Below are 17,593 nucleotides of genomic sequence, written 5' to 3'. Positions count from 1 at the left end.
TTTTGGGCATTCTCTTTTTTACTGGATTGTATATTGGCGCGATGGAGGTACGATTATAGTTTAACTACTTATTATGGAATGAGATGAATTGAATGACTCAAGCCTTGAACCAAACCTCGATGTTTCCCGACGCGAAGAAGCAATATGTCGTTGGTATCTCAGATTTAAAGGCCGTACGCGCTTTTGAGGGAACCATTGTTACGCATTCTTTGGGGTCATGTCTCGGGGTTACCGTGTTTGATATGGAAGCGAAAGTCGGCGGGATGCTGCATGCGCTGCTGCCCGATTCATCTCACAACCCCGCCCGCGCTCAGGCCAAACCCGGCATGTTTGTTGACAGCGGTTTTGAGTCTTTGATTCAGGCCGTTGTGCGTTTAGGCGCAAACCCGCAAAGGCTTATCATTAAACTTGCCGGCGCAGGCAACTTCTTAGATAAACAAGGCCATTTTCAGATTGGCAAAAAAAATTACGAGATGATTTGTGCAGTATTGCAGCATCGCCGTTTTGTCGCTCGCGGCGATGATTGCGGCGGCGCCAAGCCGCGATCGCTTTATCTCGATTTGAAAACGGGCGTTACTAAAATACGTTCCCGGGGGGAAGAATACGAAATATGAATCTCAACTTAGACTTCTCAAACTCCAACCATCGTATTCCTGACATGACGTCAAGCGCGAGCCGATTGTTGTCGCTGCTGCAAATGCCGCAAGTCGATCCCGGCGAAGTGGTTCATGAAATCGAAGCCAATTCGCTAGCGCATCAATATGCGTTGCGGGTGGCGCGAGCGTTGCAACCCGCTGGAGACGCCGACGGGCAGTCGCTTCTCTCTGTGATGGAAGCGTATTCGCCTTACGAGTGCCTGGAGTGGGCGCTCGCAGGCGCGTTGCAACCGATGCTGATGCCTGACGAAGACAACGATGTCCTAAGCGACCTCTATCTCCATTCTCTCGCGACGGCGTTTTGCGCGCTCTTATTAGCGAAGGAATGTAAATGCCAAGCGCCCCGTTTTCTATTTCTGTCTGGACTCATGCATGACGTGGGCTTGGCTGTTTTAGTGAGGAACCTCGGCATTGATTTCAACACAACCGTCGAACTTGCCGCTGAAGAAGTGATCTCCATTGATGAAGCCGAGCGCAAGCGACTGGGGTGCGATCATGGCGAGGTGGGGGCGGAATGCGTCTCAAACTGGAGCGGGATTCAAGCCATGATTGATGTCGCCAAATATCACCATCGTCCCGATCAGTATGAAGGCCCCCATCAGCGCATTCTCGATCTGGTACATGTTGCGGATACGCTATCGCGCATGGTCGGCATCGGCATCGGCAACGAAGGGCTGGCGTTTCATACGTCGGTTGACGCCAAAAAGCGCATCAGCTACACGCCCGAGGTCGAAGAGAATGTGGTGTATTTTCTCCTCGCGGGCATGGAAGTCTTGCATGAAGAAATTTGCTAAATTGGCTGATCGTCCGCTTCGGTTTTTGCTGGTGACAGTGTTGGACAATTGGGGTCGTCGCTATTGAGCACCTCATTGTATAAATCAACATACTGCTTGGTAATTTTTTCCATTTCGAAGTGTTCCAGAATACGCTGGCGCCCGGCTTTGCCGATAGCGGCGAAGCGTTTGGGGCAGCGCAAAATTTCGATGGCGCTCTCCGCCAAGCATTGAATATCGCCCAACGGCGCCAGAAACCCGGTGACGCCGTGCTTGATGACTTCGGGAACGCCGCCGACGCTGGTCGCGACCACGGGCACTTCACATGACATCGCTTCCGCAATGGTGAGACCAAACGATTCAGTCTCAGAGGTCGAGAGCAACAGGTCGGCGTTACGCAAGGATTCAACCACATCCTGCTGCGGCCCGGCGAACTCTACTTTATCCACAAGCCCCAGTTGCGCCACTAGCATCTCCGCTTCAGAGCGGTCGGGGCCGTCTCCAACTAACACCAGCCGCGCCTGAATGACGTTCGAGATCAAATCAAACGTCTTGATAACGTCGATCACCCGTTTGACGGGGCGAAAGTTGCTGATGTGGATAATTCGCTTCTCGGATCGTTGCGCCCGGTCTTCTTCTGGGGACGGAGAAAACAAGGCGGAGTCGATTGGGTTATAAATGACATGAATGGGTTTATGAATTTCAAATTGGCGTTCGGTCATATCTTTGAGATAACGGCTGACGGCGGTAACGGCGTCGCTCCAATTGAGGCTGTATTCAACCGCCGGTTTGTATTGCGGCATCTGCCCGACCAGGTCGGTGTCGGTGCCGTGCAGTGTGGTGATGACTTTTAATTTTTCGTTTCTTTTCGAGCAGATCATCTGCTTGGCCAATAGCGCCGAAGTGGAGTGAGGCACGGCGTAATGGACGTGCAGGATATCCAACGGCGCGACGGCGTTCGCTTCGTAGATGCTCGTCGCCAGCGCCAGGGTATAAGGCGGAAATCGAAATAACGGATAAAACGGGATGTCGACGTGATGAAAGTGAAATTTCTCGGTTGCGCCTTCTAATTTGTGAGGCACGTCGTAACTGAAGAAATGAATTTCATGCCCCATGCGGGCGAGTGACTTGCCTAAGTCGGTGGCGACAATCCCGCTGCCGCCGATGGATGGATAACAAACAATACCGATTCGCACGCTTACTCTCCTTGGGCGCTTTGTTGCAACAACTGCATGGACAATTCAAAGCAATGAATGAAATGGTCTAAGAGTCCGGTCATTTCTTCGATGATGCCAGTATATTTGTCGTGCATACAGCGCAAAAAGGCTTTGGGTGATGGATCCGCCGGGCGGACGTGACGCTGTCGGCGGAAGTATAAGTATTGTACCGCATTGCCCAGGCTGGCGTTAAAAATTTCTGGCTCCACCATTTCGATCCAACGCTTGTCGAATGAATTCCATTCGTTTTCAACGAGAGCGCTGTCTAGTTGCGGCTGTTGCAGCAGGCCCGTCCATTGGCGTAGTTGTTCATCGAGTTGTTTGTTTTGTTGTTGCGCTTGTTTGAGTGCATTCAGACATTCGTTGCTGCGCGCCAGCGCGTCTTGGATGGAGATGGACGGCTTATTGGCGCGGTACGAGGCCCAGTGGTTTGAAACGCCCGGTTGGAGGGCGTATTTATTCAGGGCGTCTTGCAATGTCATTTGGACGGCGCCTTCAAATTTTGCGCCGCCTTCGGTGGCGTCGATGATGGTTGCGTCGCATTCTCCGATGGCTTTTTCCAATGCGTGAATGTATTGCTGAAACGGGACCGTTGTCGGGACCGGGTCGCCGTCATAGCCGGGTACCAGCATCATCTTGCCCGATTCTTCCGGCGCTTTGCCTTCTTTGCCGCCGATGTTGATGGTGCCGTCCGTTTGCATGGCGTCGATCCGGCGTGAGACGGCGGCTTGGGCGGCGTGGGTTGTGCCGCCGCGTTTGGGAAACGCATAATCAAAGCCAACCAATATGATGGGGTCGCATCCCAGTAATAAAGCAACATTGAGCGCGATGTGGCCGACGTTCATTTCACGTTCGCAATACACGCCGTCTTCATCCAAGTTGAAAATATGGCTGATTAACGCAGACTCACCGTCATACAACGGCAGCAAATAGGGGTGATGGAGAAATTTGCGCGTGATCTGATGGTTCGCTTCCGGGTGGAAGCCCAAAAATGCGTTTCCCAGCGAACCGATGGTTTCAAAATGGCTGAAATTTAGCGGCGTTGGGTCGCCGGTAATCACGGCGTCGGGTTCAACGCCCAGTTGTTTGAAGGTGGATTGGGCCGTGTCGACAATCAACAGCGCCGCCCGGTCATTGAGTTCTTTGAGCAGCCGCACATTATTGTCTAGAGACGGCCCCGCTGCTGAAACCACCGCCGGGTAGCCCTTCAACAAACCTTGCAGCGGGGGCAGGGCATACCCGCGCACCATCGCAGGAAGGTTCATTAAAATGTTGAATTGGTTGCGGCCCTGGCTCTCAAACGTCGTACGAAGGTTGATCTCGTCATGCGTCAGCGCATCAAGAATTTGTTGACGCGTTTCTTTGTAGTAGTCGCTAAAAATGCGCAACGAAGGATCATGGTTTAGTATTTTGCAATTGTGCAGAATAATGTCCGTCCGCTTTTCGCCGATGAGTTCGGGAATCTCTTTGGGTTCAGCGCCGACAATCCATTGAACGCCGTTGCGCATGAACAGAGGCCGCAAATCCATCGCTGTCATTGCGAGTTTGAGAATGCGCGGGTCGCGCTCAATGATGAATAAAAAACGGATGTCTTGATCGCTTTGTTTTAATAACGCTAACAGATGAAAACCAAGGCCGCAGCCCATCACGATCACGTTTGTGGGGTTTTGAAACGCGATAGATTCCGCCCAGCGCGTTGCTTCGCGCACCGGGTCATATTCACTACAGAGCGGGATGGGACGACCGCCGTCTTGCGCTTGCCATTGAGCGGCAACGGTTTTTGTTTTTGAGATGGAGACTTGAACCGGAAGGTCCTCCATCGGCAATTGACGCAAATGCGCTGCCAATTCAGGGTCTTGTCGTTCAAGTAGGGATAAATTGGATTCAAAATACGTCTGGTTCAAAATGCGCGGCTCCCCTGATTCTGGCTACGATGAGATTCAAAACGGCGGGTCACTCTTCTTCGAGCAGCGGGACGAATTCGCGCTCATCCGGGCTTACTTTAGAGTCGCTGCTGCCTTCCAGGACGCCGGTGATATTCTCAGACGATTGTCCTTGCAACAATACGATCTCAACGCGGCGGTTTAAGGCGCGGTTCTCCGGCGAATCGTTTGGAAAGCGCGGGCGGTCCATCCCGCAGGATTGAAAACTTAATCGTTCTTCTGCGACGTTGCATTGGTCGCGTAAAAATAACATGGCGCCATAGGCGCGCGCTTCCGCCAGCCGCCAGTTGTCTTGAAACGGCAATTCCGGCGGAACCATGGTGTCATCGGTATGGCCTTCAACGCTGATCCGCAGTTTAGGAAAATCATTAAGGATATCGTTCGCCAATGTTTTTAGAACTTTTTGGCCTTCTGGAGACAAGACGGCAAAGCCCTGGTCATACAATACGCGCCCGGTGATGGAAAAACGTACGCCCTCTTTTACGCCTTCGACGATGACTTCTTTCGACGCTTCGTCGGCGACGAGAATCGAGCGCGCGCGCTCCGCGATGGCTTCTTTTGCGCGTTCAACGTCGCGGGTGCGTTGGACGGGTTCCACTTTTTGCGGCGCAGTCGAAGTGGAGGGGACGAAGGACATATTGTACATATTGGGAATTCGCCCTAACGCCCCTTGGATCGAGGAAATGGCTTGGACGAATTTGACTTTTTCCATGGTGGATAGAGAAAATAACAACACAAAGAAGCACAACAACAACGACATCATGTCGCTGAAGGTGCACATCCATTCCGGTGCGCCGCCTTTTTTCTCTTCTGGTTTTCTGCCCGCCATCTTAACTCTCTTCGGTTGCTTCGGGTTCTTGAATCAGCGCAGGGCTGATTAACGGTGTTCTTGGATTCTTTTCGCTTGTATCTTCAAAGGTGGTGCCGAAGCCTTGGTCCGTTTGAATTAATGTAATTTCAACGCGGCGGTTCAGCGAACGACCAATCGCCTGATTGGGGTCGACGTCGGGCAGCGGTTTTGTATCGGAGAATGATTCATACGAAAATCGGCGTTTATCCACCCGGTTTCGCTCGCTGCCAGTGTTGACCAGAAATTCGAGGACGGTATAGGCGCGGTCCGCCGCCAGCCGCCAGTTGTAGTCAGGATCGCTGCGACGTTTTGTGTTGTCGGTGTGCCCGTCGACTTTAATGGGGTTATTCGGAAACTGGCTGATTTCGTCTGCAATAAATTGTAACGCTAAAATCCCTTCCGATAGCAACTCCGAATTGCCTTGCGCGAACGAAAAGTCTCCCGACAGGCGAAAGGTGATGCCTTGTTCCGTGCCCGTCACTTGAATCATGTGGTCCAGGTTTTTTGATTTGACCTTTCGCGCTTCTTCGCGGGTGATTTCTTCTTTGCCGTAAAACTGCTTGCGCACAGGCTGGGCGGGGCGCGACATCTCCGGCTGCGTTTTTTTATCGGGAATGGGCGGAACCACATACGGCGCGGGCATGCCTCCAAACGCACCTTTCAAGGACCCCGACGCTTGGATCAGTTTCTTTTTTTCAATGGTGGAAAGAGAGAACAGAAGCACAAAAAAGCACAGCAACAACGACATCATGTCGCTGAATGTACACATCCACTCAGGAGCGCCGCCTTTTTTTTCTTCCGGTTTTCTTCCTGCCATATTATCTCTTGGCTACCGCTCGCTGTTCAGAATAGGTTTCACTTTCAATCAGCAGTCCTAAATTTTGCTCGAATGAAAAATACCATCATCATTTTACTTAATCTTCACGCGGCGGGCGCATACTCGGCGCCAAAAACGCCAGCAATTTCTGCTCTAAAATTCGCGGGTTGTCGCCGGCTTGAATCGACATGATGCCTTCGATGGCGACTTCTTTAAGTAGAATCTCGTCCGCAGAGCGTACTTTTAGTTTACCCGAAACAGGGATTGCGAATACGTTGGCGATGACCGCGCCGTACATGGTCGTCAACAGCGCCAGCGCCATCGAAGGGCCAATGGCGTTTGGATCGGCAAGATTTTTCAACATCTGCACAAGCCCCATTAGCGTTCCAATCATGCCCATCGCAGGGGCAATCGACCCCATAAAGTCGAGAATTTCACGGCCTCCACGGTGACGGTCTTCAATAAACGCGAGTTCTGTTTGCAGAATGTCTTTAATTAATTCCGGTTCAACGCCATCGACCGCCAGGCGTAGGCCGGTCCCGATAAAATCGTCTTCGATTTCGTCCATTGAGCCTTCGAGCGCCAGGATGCCTTCGCGGCGGGCGCGTTCAGCAAAACTAACCAGGGTGCTGACGGTGTCGAGTGGGGAGAGTTGTTTGAAAAAAAACGCATTCTTCACAACGCCGCCCATGCCCAACACGGTAGGGATGGGGAAATTCACCAGCGTAAGGGCGAAGGTGCCGCCGATAACTGTCAATGCTGAAGGAATATCAATAAACGCTCCGGGCGAACCACCAGCGATCATTGACGCCGCAATCAGCCCCAGGCACAACACCATTCCTACTACTGTTGATAAATCCATCGGTTACTCTCCTGGATGGAAAATTTTTCGTTTATATTCGACGCAAAGCTGTCCAATTTCTTCCAACGATTCTTTTACGATATATTTACGTCCGGTCGCCATGGTGATGACAGTGTCAGGCGTTTCTTCGATTGTTTCAATCAACTCAGAGTTTATGCCAAACTTTTTGTCATTCAATTTCGTAACTTCGATCAAGGCATTACTCCTGACGGGAACACCGGGGATGGCCGCTTGGATCTCTTTGTGCGTAATCGGCTTGGAAAATTCAATTTCCAAATTGTTGCGAATCCGTTGTACGCGCTCGGAATCAATGGGATCTAATACCATTGGGCCGCCGTTTGGCTTCTCCTGAATTTGAGGTTACCATCTATTTGATAAATCGAATGTTACATTCAATTAAGTATTATCGGTCTTAATTTGCGCGAATTGAATAAGAATTCAAAGAATTTTTCTCAGAAGATGAGGCCATCAAGCGCGTCATCTTCTCACTATACCCGCCTTGCGGCAATCTTACTACAATCTGTCTCCGATTTTAGGAAGAAGATCGCCCAAAAAAAAGGAGGGCCTCGAAGACCCTCCCGTTTCTGCTTGTTTCTATTTCACTCTAACTTATTGTTTCAGTCGCAAGGTTTCCTGAAGAATCTGGTCGCCGGTTGTAATGATTCGGCTGGCGGCTGAGTAGCCTCGCTGCGCAACGATCAGGTTGGTGAATTCTTCCGCCAAGTCGACGTTTGAGAGTTCCAATGCGCCGGAATTGATGACGCCTCCCTCAATTTCCGGCTCGATAAAGACTCGCTCGCCTGAGTTTGGCCCCACGGTAAACAAGGTTGCGCCTTCTTGAATCAAACCGCCGTCGTTGGTGACGTCAGCCAATAGAATTTGCCCCAATGTTTGTGAATCACCGTTGGTAAAGACGCCGATCACCTCGCCGTTGCCAGCAATACTCACGTTATCAAGATTGCCCACCGGGCGCCCATCTTGGCTTTGTAACTGTGCGGTTGAATTGGCGCTGAAATATGTGATGCCGCTCAGGTCCAGCCGGAACGCGATGGGATCGACGCCGCCATTGGCTGGATCGGAGTTGTCTGGGTCGAAGGTAATGTTCGGCGTTAAGTCAGTGTCGCCGTACGTGTCAAAACGTCCGCTGGGGTCAAAGATCAATTCGCCGATGGTTTGCGTGGGCAGCGTACGGTTGTCGCTGGGGACGACGGCTTGGAAGTTGACGGTGCTGCGCGTTAAGCCGTCTTTTAAGAGCGTGTTGGTTTCAAACGCGGTGGTGTCGGTCCCACGGGCGACGATGCCCACGGGGACGCCGGATGTACGGTCAACGCCGGTTGTTCCGTCAAAATCGGCTGCAACGCCGTATCCGCGTTGATTGAAGATAGCGCTGAATGCTGTGACTTCAGGGTCAAATGCCTGGAAACCGTCAAAACTCTCAGTCGTTAAGGCGTCGTTGGTTGCGAGTACGCCCGAACTTAACGCGACCAGTTGAACGCCTGAGTCGTCAATTCCTGTTGGAGGCGTGGCGGAGGGATCGCCCGTCGCATCAAAGTTGCCTTCGTAGTCGGTGTTTCCAATGGTGAACGCATCTTGCAGGTTGGTGGCAAATGGATTTGCATTGGCGATAAATCCTGTGATGCCGCCGCCGTCGGTGAAATCGGCATCCACTTTACCGTCTGCGATATCGTCGGTGGCGTCTGCTAAGGTGCCGCGACGGTCGATGGTGCTAACCCGCACCGTCCGGGTCTCGGCGGCGAGATCAAGCACGAGGCCCATCTGTTCCGCGCCGCCCGCCGCTGCGATCAAGTTTGCTGTGATGGTCGGGTCGGTCGAGGCCGAAGCGCCTAAACTGCCGTCTTCACTATTGAATGCAAACGAACCTTCGCTTGTCAACGAAACCGTGATCTGCGGGATATTCGCCGGGATGGCCAGATTCGCTGGAATGCCGCCTGTGAAGCCTGTGGTCAATGGGTCCAGTTGGTCGATATTCGCCGCAACCTGGCGGATGGCGGAATTAATGCGTTCTTCAATATTGTTTCGGATATCTTCTGTGGTTGTGGTTTCAGAAAAACCTGCGTCGCCCAACAAACCGCCGCCTGCATTGCCGGTGCTGGTAATGTTGAGGAATGAATCGCCGGTCACGTCGATGCCTGCTGCGGAAAATTCGGCGCTGACCGCGCCGTCCGCGCCGATTGGAACATTAAACGCGCCGCCGTTGAACGAGATGGCGCCGTCGGTCAGGCGTAGGGCAATGAGGTTGTCATTGGCGTCATTAAAACTATAGATGCCCTGAGTGGCGACCATGTTACTGACCTGGCTCGCGGTAAACACGGCTGTGTTCGTGGCCGAATCAATGATCGGGTCGCTATACACAACCTTGGGCGGAACCACACCGCCTTCAAACATAAACTGTCCGTTTGAATCGCGCAGTTGACCGACTTGAGTCAACGACTCTGCGGGCGGGTTTGCGGTATCAGCGGCGAGACCCACATTAATGGTGTGTGAGGCGCCTTGCGAGTCAAACACGTCAAGAGAAGTGGTTTGATCGGCCTTGCGGATCGAATTGGTTTGAATGGTTTCGCCCGCTTGCACGTTTAGCGTTTTGGTGTAATCAGGATTGTCAGAATCGAAAGAGTTAATAAACAAATTGCCGACGGCGCGGTTAGCGTCTTCCGGCGGTTCGTTTTGGCTCAGACGTTCGCCGACGCCCATACGGATTCCCGCTAGAGTATTGTTGCCGAAATTATTAAAGATGAACGAACCCGAACCGGTGTCGTACGTTACTTTGATATCAGCGGACTTGGTCGGATCGATATCACGCATCACGGTTTCAAAATAGTCATTTAATGCGGTTTCGACGTCTTCGATTGTTGTGGTGCTGGTGACGCTCATCAAAACGCCGTCGCCGAAGCCGATGTCTTGTTGAGTCAGATTGACCGGGCCGTCTACATCATTCGGCGGGGAACCCAATTCAAGAAAACCGGTTTCAAAGCGAATGGTATCGCCGTTGATAAGCCCGAATGGTTGACCGACGTTATCGAACAACCCTTGTAAGTTTGTTGTTTTTTGTGCGAGTTGAATGTCGATGTCTTCATTGGGGTCGCCAATGCGTTTGTCGAAGTTGCCGGACGCGATCACGTTTTCGGTTTGCTTCGCCAGCGACTTGCGGTCGAAATCAATGTTTAATTCGCCGGGCGCTTCGGTTGTTTGCAACTGACCGTTTTCGTCCGACGAGCGTCCGATGAGACGAAGGCCTGTTCCTGGATCGACGATGAAACCTTCGTTGTCAATCGAGAAGTTTCCGGCGCGGGTCAGAAATTCTTGCCCGGAGCCGTTGCGCAAGACGAAGAACCCTCGGCCTTCAATCGCCATATCGAGCAAGCGCCCGGTAGTTTGAGTGCTGCCTTGCGTAAAGATGGTGTCGACGCTGCCGACTTTGACGCCAAGCCCGGTTTGACGCGGGTTGATGCCGCCCCGGTTGCCAGTGGCGCCTGCGCCCGAGAACATGGTGTTGTAGAAGATATCGTCGAAGGCGACGCGGCTGCCGCGAAACCCGACGGTGTTGACGTTGGTGATGTTATTGCCGATTACGTCAATATTTCGGCTTTGTGCGTTAAGGCCGGTAAGCCCAACAAATAGCGAACGTACGGTCATGATTCAAGACCTCCATGTCTTTGGTCTACGACTTGCCGGTCCATCCTGGACCGTCTGGCTGCACAGTGGTTTGGCGATTGCCAAACGAAATAAATTCAATATAAATTCGCGAAAGAGCGAACCCTCGCGCGTAAATGCCTTTTTTATCCGTTACTGGGTTCTGGCGAGAATACGGCGTACACGTTGCCCATCTCGACTGGTTGTCCGTTTATCATCAAGACGGGCGTACCGTCGACAAAATTCACGCCTTCAATTTCACCGCGCAGATAACTGGGCAGAGCGGTGGTGGTTCCATCTGTACCGGTCGATGCGCCGATTTGAATTTGATACACGCCGCCTGCGAGTTGGTCGCCGCTGGTGTTGGTTCCATCGAAGGTGTAATCATGCTGTCCGGCCCCATCAACCGAAACCAGGTCCGTAAACACAACGCGTCCCGTTTCAGTGATTGCTTCAACGGTATAGGTTCCCGCGCCGGGCGTTTCAAAGATAAATTCCAATTCATTGCCGGGTGAGTGATAGATGTAATCGGATTGCACCGCCGCCTCTTTGCCGATCATCGAAAGCGCTTGAGTGGTGGCGTCGCCCGTTTGCGATGCCACCAGTTGTTCGAGCAAACTGGTTTGATTGGTCGATTGTTCCAGCTCGCTAAAGACGGCCAATTCAGAGACGAACTCCTGGTTCTCCATCGGGTTTAACGGGTCCTGGTGCTGCAATTGAGCAACCAGCAGCGATAAAAAATCGTCGCGGTTGACAATGTCAGAGCCGATGGAACTTGTAAGCCCGTTCGCGGCGGAACTGCTATTGACTGATGATGCGGCTTCGATAACCATGTTCGTTTCCCTTTATCGCTTGTAAGCGCCCTCTATGTGGTTTGACGCCAGTTGTTCCAAGTGTTCCAGTATTCGTTCCAGTTCCAGCGCTGCCCGTTTGGATTGCGTTTGCTGCCGGATTGTGGATTGTCTTGCGATCCTTTTTGTTGCGCGCTGCGTTCTTCTTGTGAGCGTTCGCGTTGTTGATCGCTTTGCTGACGCGCATCGCCCGGTTCGCGGATAATATTGATACGTTCTACTTTGATGTTGTTGTCGTCTAAGGCTGATTTCAATAAGTGGATGTTCTTTTCTAACATGGCCTGAGTCGCTTCTTTTTGCGCACTCAAGTTGGCGGTCAAATGTCCATGGTCCATCACCAGTTGCACCGAAACGCGGCCCAGCGATTGAGGGGTCAGGCGAATGGTGACGTCGCTGCGCTCAGCGCTGATGGCCCCTTTGACGCCGCGCACGATTTGTTGGTTCGCGGCTTGTTGGACTTTGTCGACGCGGTCTTGGAACGCGCTAGTGGTTGGGCTGGCCGACTTCACCGGCGCTTGGGTTTCGACCGGGCGGCTCTGCGCGGCGGTTTGCGTCATGTTGGACTGTTCAACGCGGGCGTTGCTTTCAGCCTGTGAGGCGCTGCTGGCTTTTGGCGCCGCAGTGGGCTTGTCGGACATCGCCTGTAAAGCGCCTTTGTCGAGTTCCGCCTTGGCTGCTTGTTTAAACGAACCATTTTCTTTTTTAGATGATTTATCTTGTTGCGCCTGACCGTTCGAAGCGTCGCTATGTTGCTTGGCTTGCGCATCGACTTTGACGACTTGGGCGTCTTTCAATACTTGGCTGGCTTTGGGTTCAAGTTTCGTCTCTTGTTTTGGCTCAGATTTATCTAGCAATATGCGTAACGCGGCGTCATTCAGCACGCCTTTGCTGGTGTCACGCAAGTCGTAATGGGTATTGTCGTTGGACGCCAGTTTTACTTCCGCATTGATAACCGGCTTGGCGATTGTCTCTGCATTGGTTTTTGTTTTCGCATCTACCGTCGATTGTGATTGCTTTCCTGTGATTTCAGACGGTGCGTTGCGTTGATTTTTTAACTCGCCCTGGAACAACTCTTTTTTGATATCAGCGGGCGTGCGGGAGAGGCGGCTTTGTTCAATTTTAGAATCTAACGCTTCGCGTCCCGATTGAATTTCGCCTTCTTTTCTCATCAATAGCGCTGAATCGGTTTGGTTTAAGCGCGTTTTTAAAGACTCAATGCTTTCATTTTCTCGTTTGCTTAAACGGGTGACCGCCGCCTCAACATTTTTTTCGCTTGAAGTTAACAAGGCGTCAGTTTTTTCGTTGCCTGTCAACAAGGCTTTGCCTTCAGCGGCGAGCGGTTGTTGTTTAGAAGTAGTTGTATGATCTGTTTGGATTTTTGTTTTCGTTGCTGTTTCTGTTTCGGCTTTTTCTAAAGCAGACTGAATTTGCAGCGCATGAAGGCTCGCGTTTGTGTTGTTCGTTTGGTTTGGCGCTGGGGTTAATACGCCCTTGCCGTTCTGTACTGACAGCGTAAACAGGTCACCATTTTCGGAACCTTGAATGAGAAGTGACGCCAGCGAAGTCTCGCCTTTTTCAATTGCTTTGGCTTGCTTTGCGTCGATCAGGCCTTGTTTTTGGGCTTCGCTGAGCAGTTCTTTCAGGTCTTCCAAAGAGAGGATGAAGTGACCGTCTTTATCTTTTTTTAATGATTCGAGGGGGATTTTTAAATCGCCGATGGCGAGAACCGGTTGAGAATCCGAGTCGTCTTTTGTATTGCGTTTTGCGGACGTCGCTTTTAGCGATTCCGAAAACAGATCATGAAATGAGACGCCGCCGTCTTTTGAATCGCTTGACGGTTTCGGCGTCGATTCTGATATAAGCCCCGTTTGTATTGGCAACAATTGGGGGGCTGCTAACTGTTCCATATCAACCATCCTTGGTTTCATTCGAGGCGGCTCCGGCCTCGCCAATACACCTAATGAATCCCATAAGAATGCAATCACGGCGCCAATGGCGCGATCAAAATTCAATTTGGGAAGAAAAAATGGCAACCTATTGATTTTTAAATGGTAAGTGAACGGTTTGCATAATTGGGAAAGAGGCGCTAAAAAAGAAAAAGGAAAATTGTTCCCCATTGGTTTGAACCAAGAAGGGAAAATTTTCCGTATGAGTGCAGTAGTCGTAAGACCGTTAATTCGCTGTGCATTATGAGTTATCGTATTCGCAACCGAAGACTTTAGACATAAATGAAAAAAAAGTGAAAACATCTTCAAAACAGACCGCCCATAGCCAAAAGCCTACGCCCGACGAGAAGCGGGGACTTGAGACCCCTGTGCAGTTTTGCCCCGGCGTCGGGCCGGGCCGCGCAAAAGCGCTTGAGAACATGGGCGTCTATACCGTGCGCGACCTGTTTTGGCATTTGCCGCGCGGTTACGAAGATTTCGTCCATGTGACGGACATCGCCAGTCTGCCGCCGAATGGCATCGCGACGGTGGTCGCGACGGTGACGTATGTTGAAAGCCGAATGCCGCGCGGACGCAGCCGCGTACGCCACATCTTGAACGCGACCGTCAAAGACGATAGCGGCGAATTAGAAGTGGTTTGGTTTAACCAGTCGTATTTATCTGAGCAAATTAAACAGGGAACGCGCCTGCGTTTGCATGGAAAAGCCGAAGGCCGCGCGCCCTTTATGAAAATGTCATCGCCGAAATTTGTCGTACTCAGCGATGAAACCGAAGAGGAAGCGGGCGATATCCTCCCGCTGTATCCGCTCAGCGATAAATTGACGCAAGGGGCGATACGCAAAATTGTGAGCAAGGCGATGGAGCGTTTTAGTTTGTATCTTGTGGAATGGATGCCCAGCGCGATTTTGCAAGAGCATGGCTTCCCGTCGCGCATGGAAGCGTTTCGCATTTTACACGCGCCGCAGGCGGGGGAGGGCGCGCCGCTTGATTCGGCCCTGCCGGAAGAGTCGTTGTTATTTAACACGATGGATGCAGACGATGACGAACCGGAAGCGTTGTTACCTGAGGGCGAGATCAACACGCCTTGGGAGAACGCCCGCCGCCGCTTGGTGTTTGAAGAATTATTTCTTCACCAATTTTCGCTGCGGCTTGTTCAAGGCAAACTAAAACAATTCACCGGGATCTCTCATCCCGCGCCGAACCCTGAGCCCTTTGCCGAAAACCTTGACGCGATTGAACTCGAAATAAAACAACCTTGCGCCTGGCCTGCGCGTTTTGTCCAAAACCTGCCCTTCGCCTTAACGGACGAACAGCGGAAAGTCTGCCGCGAAATTCAAACGGACATGCTGGAATCCGCGCCGATGAACCGCTTGCTGCAAGGCGACGTGGGCTCAGGCAAGACGGTGGTTTCGGTTTATGCGATGGTGTTGGCGGCGGCGGGCGGCTGTCAGGCGGCGTTAATGGCGCCGACGGAACTGCTGGCGCAACAACACGCGGCCTCGATCCGCGCATTCACCAAGACCATCCCTGAATTGCAAACGGTCGTGCTTACCGGCGGCATGAAAGCCGCTGAGCGTCGCGCGGTCCAACAAGCGTTGAAAACCGGCGGCGCCCAATTGGTGGTTGGAACCCACGCCTTGTTTCAGGAAGACGTTGAATTCGACCGTCTGGGGTTGGTCGTTGTGGATGAACAGCATAAATTCGGCGTGGAACAACGCGAGCGTTTGGTGAAAAAGGGCGAGCATCCCGACTTATTGGCCGCGACCGCGACGCCGATTCCCCGAACGCTGTCGCTGACGGTTTACGGCGACATGGATATTTCGACCATCGCGACCTTGCCGCCCAACCGCCCTGAAATACGAACGCGCTGGACGCACTGGATTAATGAAAGCAAGGTATGGGGCTTCGTGGATGAAAAGATCGCGCTGGGTCAGCAAGCGTATATTGTGTGCCCCATCATTGATCCCTCAGAAACCCAACCCGATTTGCCTTCAACCGAAGAGGCCTTCGAGGCGATTACGGAAAAGCATTTAACCAACCGCCGCATCGCGTTGTTGCACGGCAGACATTCGCCGCAGGACAAACAGGCGATGATGGACGCAGTCCGCGCGGGCGATCTCGACGCCGTTGTCGCGACCACGGTGATCGAGGTCGGCGTCGATCTGCCCAACGCAACCATTATGGTGATTTTGGGCGCCGAGCGTTTTGGCTTGGCGCAATTGCATCAATTGCGCGGGCGCGTAGGGCGGGGTACGCAAAAATCATACTGTATCCTCATTACGCCGGAACGCTTGTCGCCTTACGCGGAACAACGCATGCGCCTGATGGAAGCAACCCGCGACGGGTTTCGTATTGCAGAAGAAGACTTAAAACTGCGCGGCCCCGGCGAGGCGTTCGGCACCAAGCAAAGCGGGCGTATTCGCTTCCATCTGGCTGACCCCATGCGCGACGGCGAGTTGTTGCAGGCGGCCAATCAAACGGCGCATGACATGTTCCAGAAAGACCCGCGCTTAATCGACCCCGCCCACGACAACATGAAAAATGAAATCCTATCGGCGTATGGGCGAATCGCGCTGCGCCGCCCGTCGTAAATGAATTGAGCATGTAAGAAAAATGGTACTGAACAAAAGAAAGCGCTTGAATTGGCGCCGGATAGCGTCTTCGATATAATGAAACAGAAGCCATTTGAATTCTATTGGCTCTTGAAGAGACGGCGGCGCGTTCATGGATGACCGATTACAACATCTGATTCAACTGATTCGCTCGGGCAAGGCGTCTGAGGCGGAAGCGCTGGTGGAAGACATGCGCAGCTGCCAGGAAACCTTGAAATCGCTGCAATCCCGCACCCAGCAACTCGAAGAAGCCGAGCGTATGCGCACCGAGTTTCTTGCGCTGATCTCGCATGAGTTGCGTACGCCATTGAATGCAATCATCGGTTACAACTCGCTTCTGGATGACGGCGTCTACGGCGATATGAATGAAAAGCAACACAAAGCCGTTCAGCGCATCGACCGAAACGCCGCCCGCTTGCTTTCGCTTATCAATCAACTGCTCGAACTCAACCGCTTAGAGTCCGGCGCGGCTTCTGTCTTTTATGAAGAGACCGACCTGAAAAAAATTGTGGATGCCGTGCTAGACGACTATCAGGTAGTGGCGGAAGAGAAGGGGGTCGAGTTTATCACCGCCTACCCCCGGCGCGACGTCTATGTAATTAGCGACCCCGCCAAACTGGGAGAAATGATACGCCAGCTGGTTTCCAACGCGGTCAAATTCACTCAAAAAGGGACCATTCAACTCAAAATACATCCCAGGGAAACACATGTCACGCTCGAAGTCGCGGATACCGGTTCGGGAATCGACGAGTCAAAACGCGAGAAAATATTCTGTTTGTTTGAACAAGCCGAGCCTATGGTGGCGCGGCCCTGTCAGGGCGCCGGGCTGGGACTGGCGATTGTCCGCCGCGTGGCGGACTTGCTTAAAATATGCGTTGAACTCGAAAGCCGAATCGGCGAAGGTTCAACATTTCGGTTGAATATCCCGGTCAAAAAAGAACAGGTAAAGCCTGCGGCGCAAGTCGAAGAAAAAACGGCGCCCCAACCGACCGAACCTGAATCAGAAACCAAACCCTATGAAGCCGGGAAAGCCGGTTCGGTTTTAATTGTTGACGATGATCCGTACATGGTGGAAGTGTTGTCTGATTTTCTCGAAAACCGGGGGCATTATCATGTCGATAAAGCCTATAGCGGAATGCATGCCATGTTGAAATTGACGGAACATAAACCGGATTTTCTTTTTGTGGATTTATTAATGCCGAATATCAAAGGCGAGCGCGTCATTGAATATTGTACTCAACTTTGGCGCCGTTCCGTCAAGATTGTCGTGATTACCGGCAAGAAACTTTCCAGCGAAGAGCGCGACGCGTTATTGCAAAGCGGTGCGTCAGATATCCTTCTCAAAGGCGATCTTCAACAAGGGTTTGCTGAAACCATCGAAGCCATCATCCCCATTCCGTCAACGGTTTAATGTG

The 17,593-nt window shown here is 52.2% G+C and carries 13 protein-coding genes; 4 read left to right on the top strand and 9 right to left on the bottom strand.

Annotated features, from left to right (window positions below):
• The first annotated feature begins 92 nt into the window (after window positions 1-92).
• Entirely contained in the window at window positions 93-614 is a 522-nt protein-coding gene (locus P9L94_01830) for a chemotaxis protein CheD (GenBank protein MDP8242790.1), read from the top strand.
• Window positions 611-1,450, top strand: a complete 840-nt coding sequence (locus tag P9L94_01825) for an HDOD domain-containing protein (GenBank protein MDP8242789.1) — start codon at window positions 611-613, stop codon at window positions 1,448-1,450. Before P9L94_01830 ends, P9L94_01825 begins: the two co-directional genes overlap by 4 nt.
• Here the strand turns inward: P9L94_01825 and bshA are convergent.
• From bshA to P9L94_01780, 9 genes are all read right to left on the bottom strand, one after another.
• Window positions 1,447-2,625, bottom strand: a complete 1,179-nt coding sequence (gene bshA, locus P9L94_01820; protein MDP8242788.1) for an N-acetyl-alpha-D-glucosaminyl L-malate synthase BshA — start codon at window positions 2,623-2,625, stop codon at window positions 1,447-1,449. The genes P9L94_01825 and bshA overlap by 4 nt on opposite strands.
• Before the next feature lie 2 nt (window positions 2,626-2,627).
• On the bottom strand, window positions 2,628-4,550 hold the full coding sequence (locus P9L94_01815; GenBank protein MDP8242787.1) for a DUF115 domain-containing protein: 1,923 nt from the start codon (window positions 4,548-4,550) through the stop codon (window positions 2,628-2,630).
• A gap of 49 nt (window positions 4,551-4,599) precedes the next feature.
• Window positions 4,600-5,418 carry a flagellar motor protein MotB gene (locus tag P9L94_01810; protein ID MDP8242786.1) on the bottom strand — a complete coding sequence of 273 codons (819 nt, stop codon included), beginning with the start codon at window positions 5,416-5,418 and terminating at the stop codon, window positions 4,600-4,602.
• 1 nt (window position 5,419) lies between these two features.
• Window positions 5,420-6,256, bottom strand: a complete 837-nt coding sequence (locus P9L94_01805) for a flagellar motor protein MotB (GenBank protein ID MDP8242785.1) — start codon at window positions 6,254-6,256, stop codon at window positions 5,420-5,422.
• Window positions 6,257-6,353: 97 nt separating this feature from the next.
• Entirely contained in the window at window positions 6,354-7,118 is a 765-nt protein-coding gene (locus P9L94_01800) for a motility protein A (GenBank protein MDP8242784.1), read from the bottom strand.
• Window positions 7,119-7,121: 3 nt separating this feature from the next.
• Entirely contained in the window at window positions 7,122-7,445 is a 324-nt protein-coding gene (locus tag P9L94_01795) for a flagellar FlbD family protein (protein MDP8242783.1), read from the bottom strand.
• Between the two features lie 282 nt (window positions 7,446-7,727).
• Window positions 7,728-10,772 carry a flagellar hook-basal body complex protein gene (locus P9L94_01790; GenBank protein MDP8242782.1) on the bottom strand — a complete coding sequence of 1,015 codons (3,045 nt, stop codon included), beginning with the start codon at window positions 10,770-10,772 and terminating at the stop codon, window positions 7,728-7,730.
• A 143-nt stretch (window positions 10,773-10,915) separates the two neighbouring features.
• On the bottom strand, window positions 10,916-11,602 hold the full coding sequence (locus tag P9L94_01785) for a flagellar hook assembly protein FlgD (GenBank protein MDP8242781.1): 687 nt from the start codon (window positions 11,600-11,602) through the stop codon (window positions 10,916-10,918).
• A gap of 32 nt (window positions 11,603-11,634) precedes the next feature.
• Complete coding sequence (locus P9L94_01780; GenBank protein ID MDP8242780.1) at window positions 11,635-13,527, bottom strand: flagellar hook-length control protein FliK; 1,893 nt, start codon at window positions 13,525-13,527, stop codon at window positions 11,635-11,637.
• A 332-nt stretch (window positions 13,528-13,859) separates the two neighbouring features.
• On the opposite strand from P9L94_01780, the gene recG reads away from it, so the two are divergent.
• Both recG and P9L94_01770 read left to right on the top strand, forming a co-directional pair.
• On the top strand, window positions 13,860-16,157 hold the full coding sequence (gene recG, locus P9L94_01775; GenBank protein ID MDP8242779.1) for an ATP-dependent DNA helicase RecG: 2,298 nt from the start codon (window positions 13,860-13,862) through the stop codon (window positions 16,155-16,157).
• A 133-nt stretch (window positions 16,158-16,290) separates the two neighbouring features.
• Window positions 16,291-17,589: a hybrid sensor histidine kinase/response regulator gene (locus tag P9L94_01770; protein MDP8242778.1), complete on the top strand. Its 1,299-nt coding sequence runs from the start codon at window positions 16,291-16,293 to the stop codon at window positions 17,587-17,589.
• Window positions 17,590-17,593 lie beyond the last annotated feature (4 nt).

The sequence above is a fragment of the Candidatus Hinthialibacter antarcticus genome (genome assembly GCA_030765645.1).
Classification (GTDB): Bacteria; Hinthialibacterota; Hinthialibacteria; order Hinthialibacterales; family Hinthialibacteraceae; genus Hinthialibacter; species Hinthialibacter antarcticus.
This window is presented reverse-complemented; position numbering and strand designations above follow the sequence as displayed.

What these genes read in the sequence shown, in the direction of transcription:
- P9L94_01830 (MDP8242790.1), top strand. Translation starts at nt 93, where the DNA reads ATGACTCAAGCCTTGAACCAAACCTCGATGTTTCCCGACGCGAAGAAG.
- P9L94_01780 (MDP8242780.1), bottom strand. Translation starts at nt 13,527, where the DNA reads ATGGAACAGTTAGCAGCCCCCCAATTGTTGCCAATACAAACGGGGCTT.
- P9L94_01790 (MDP8242782.1), bottom strand. Translation starts at nt 10,772, where the DNA reads ATGACCGTACGTTCGCTATTTGTTGGGCTTACCGGCCTTAACGCACAA.
- P9L94_01770 (MDP8242778.1), top strand. Translation starts at nt 16,291, where the DNA reads ATGGATGACCGATTACAACATCTGATTCAACTGATTCGCTCGGGCAAG.
- P9L94_01810 (MDP8242786.1), bottom strand. Translation starts at nt 5,418, where the DNA reads ATGGCGGGCAGAAAACCAGAAGAGAAAAAAGGCGGCGCACCGGAATGG.
- P9L94_01825 (MDP8242789.1), top strand. Translation starts at nt 611, where the DNA reads ATGAATCTCAACTTAGACTTCTCAAACTCCAACCATCGTATTCCTGAC.
- P9L94_01785 (MDP8242781.1), bottom strand. Translation starts at nt 11,602, where the DNA reads ATGGTTATCGAAGCCGCATCATCAGTCAATAGCAGTTCCGCCGCGAAC.
- P9L94_01795 (MDP8242783.1), bottom strand. Translation starts at nt 7,445, where the DNA reads ATGGTATTAGATCCCATTGATTCCGAGCGCGTACAACGGATTCGCAAC.
- P9L94_01805 (MDP8242785.1), bottom strand. Translation starts at nt 6,256, where the DNA reads ATGGCAGGAAGAAAACCGGAAGAAAAAAAAGGCGGCGCTCCTGAGTGG.
- P9L94_01800 (MDP8242784.1), bottom strand. Translation starts at nt 7,118, where the DNA reads ATGGATTTATCAACAGTAGTAGGAATGGTGTTGTGCCTGGGGCTGATT.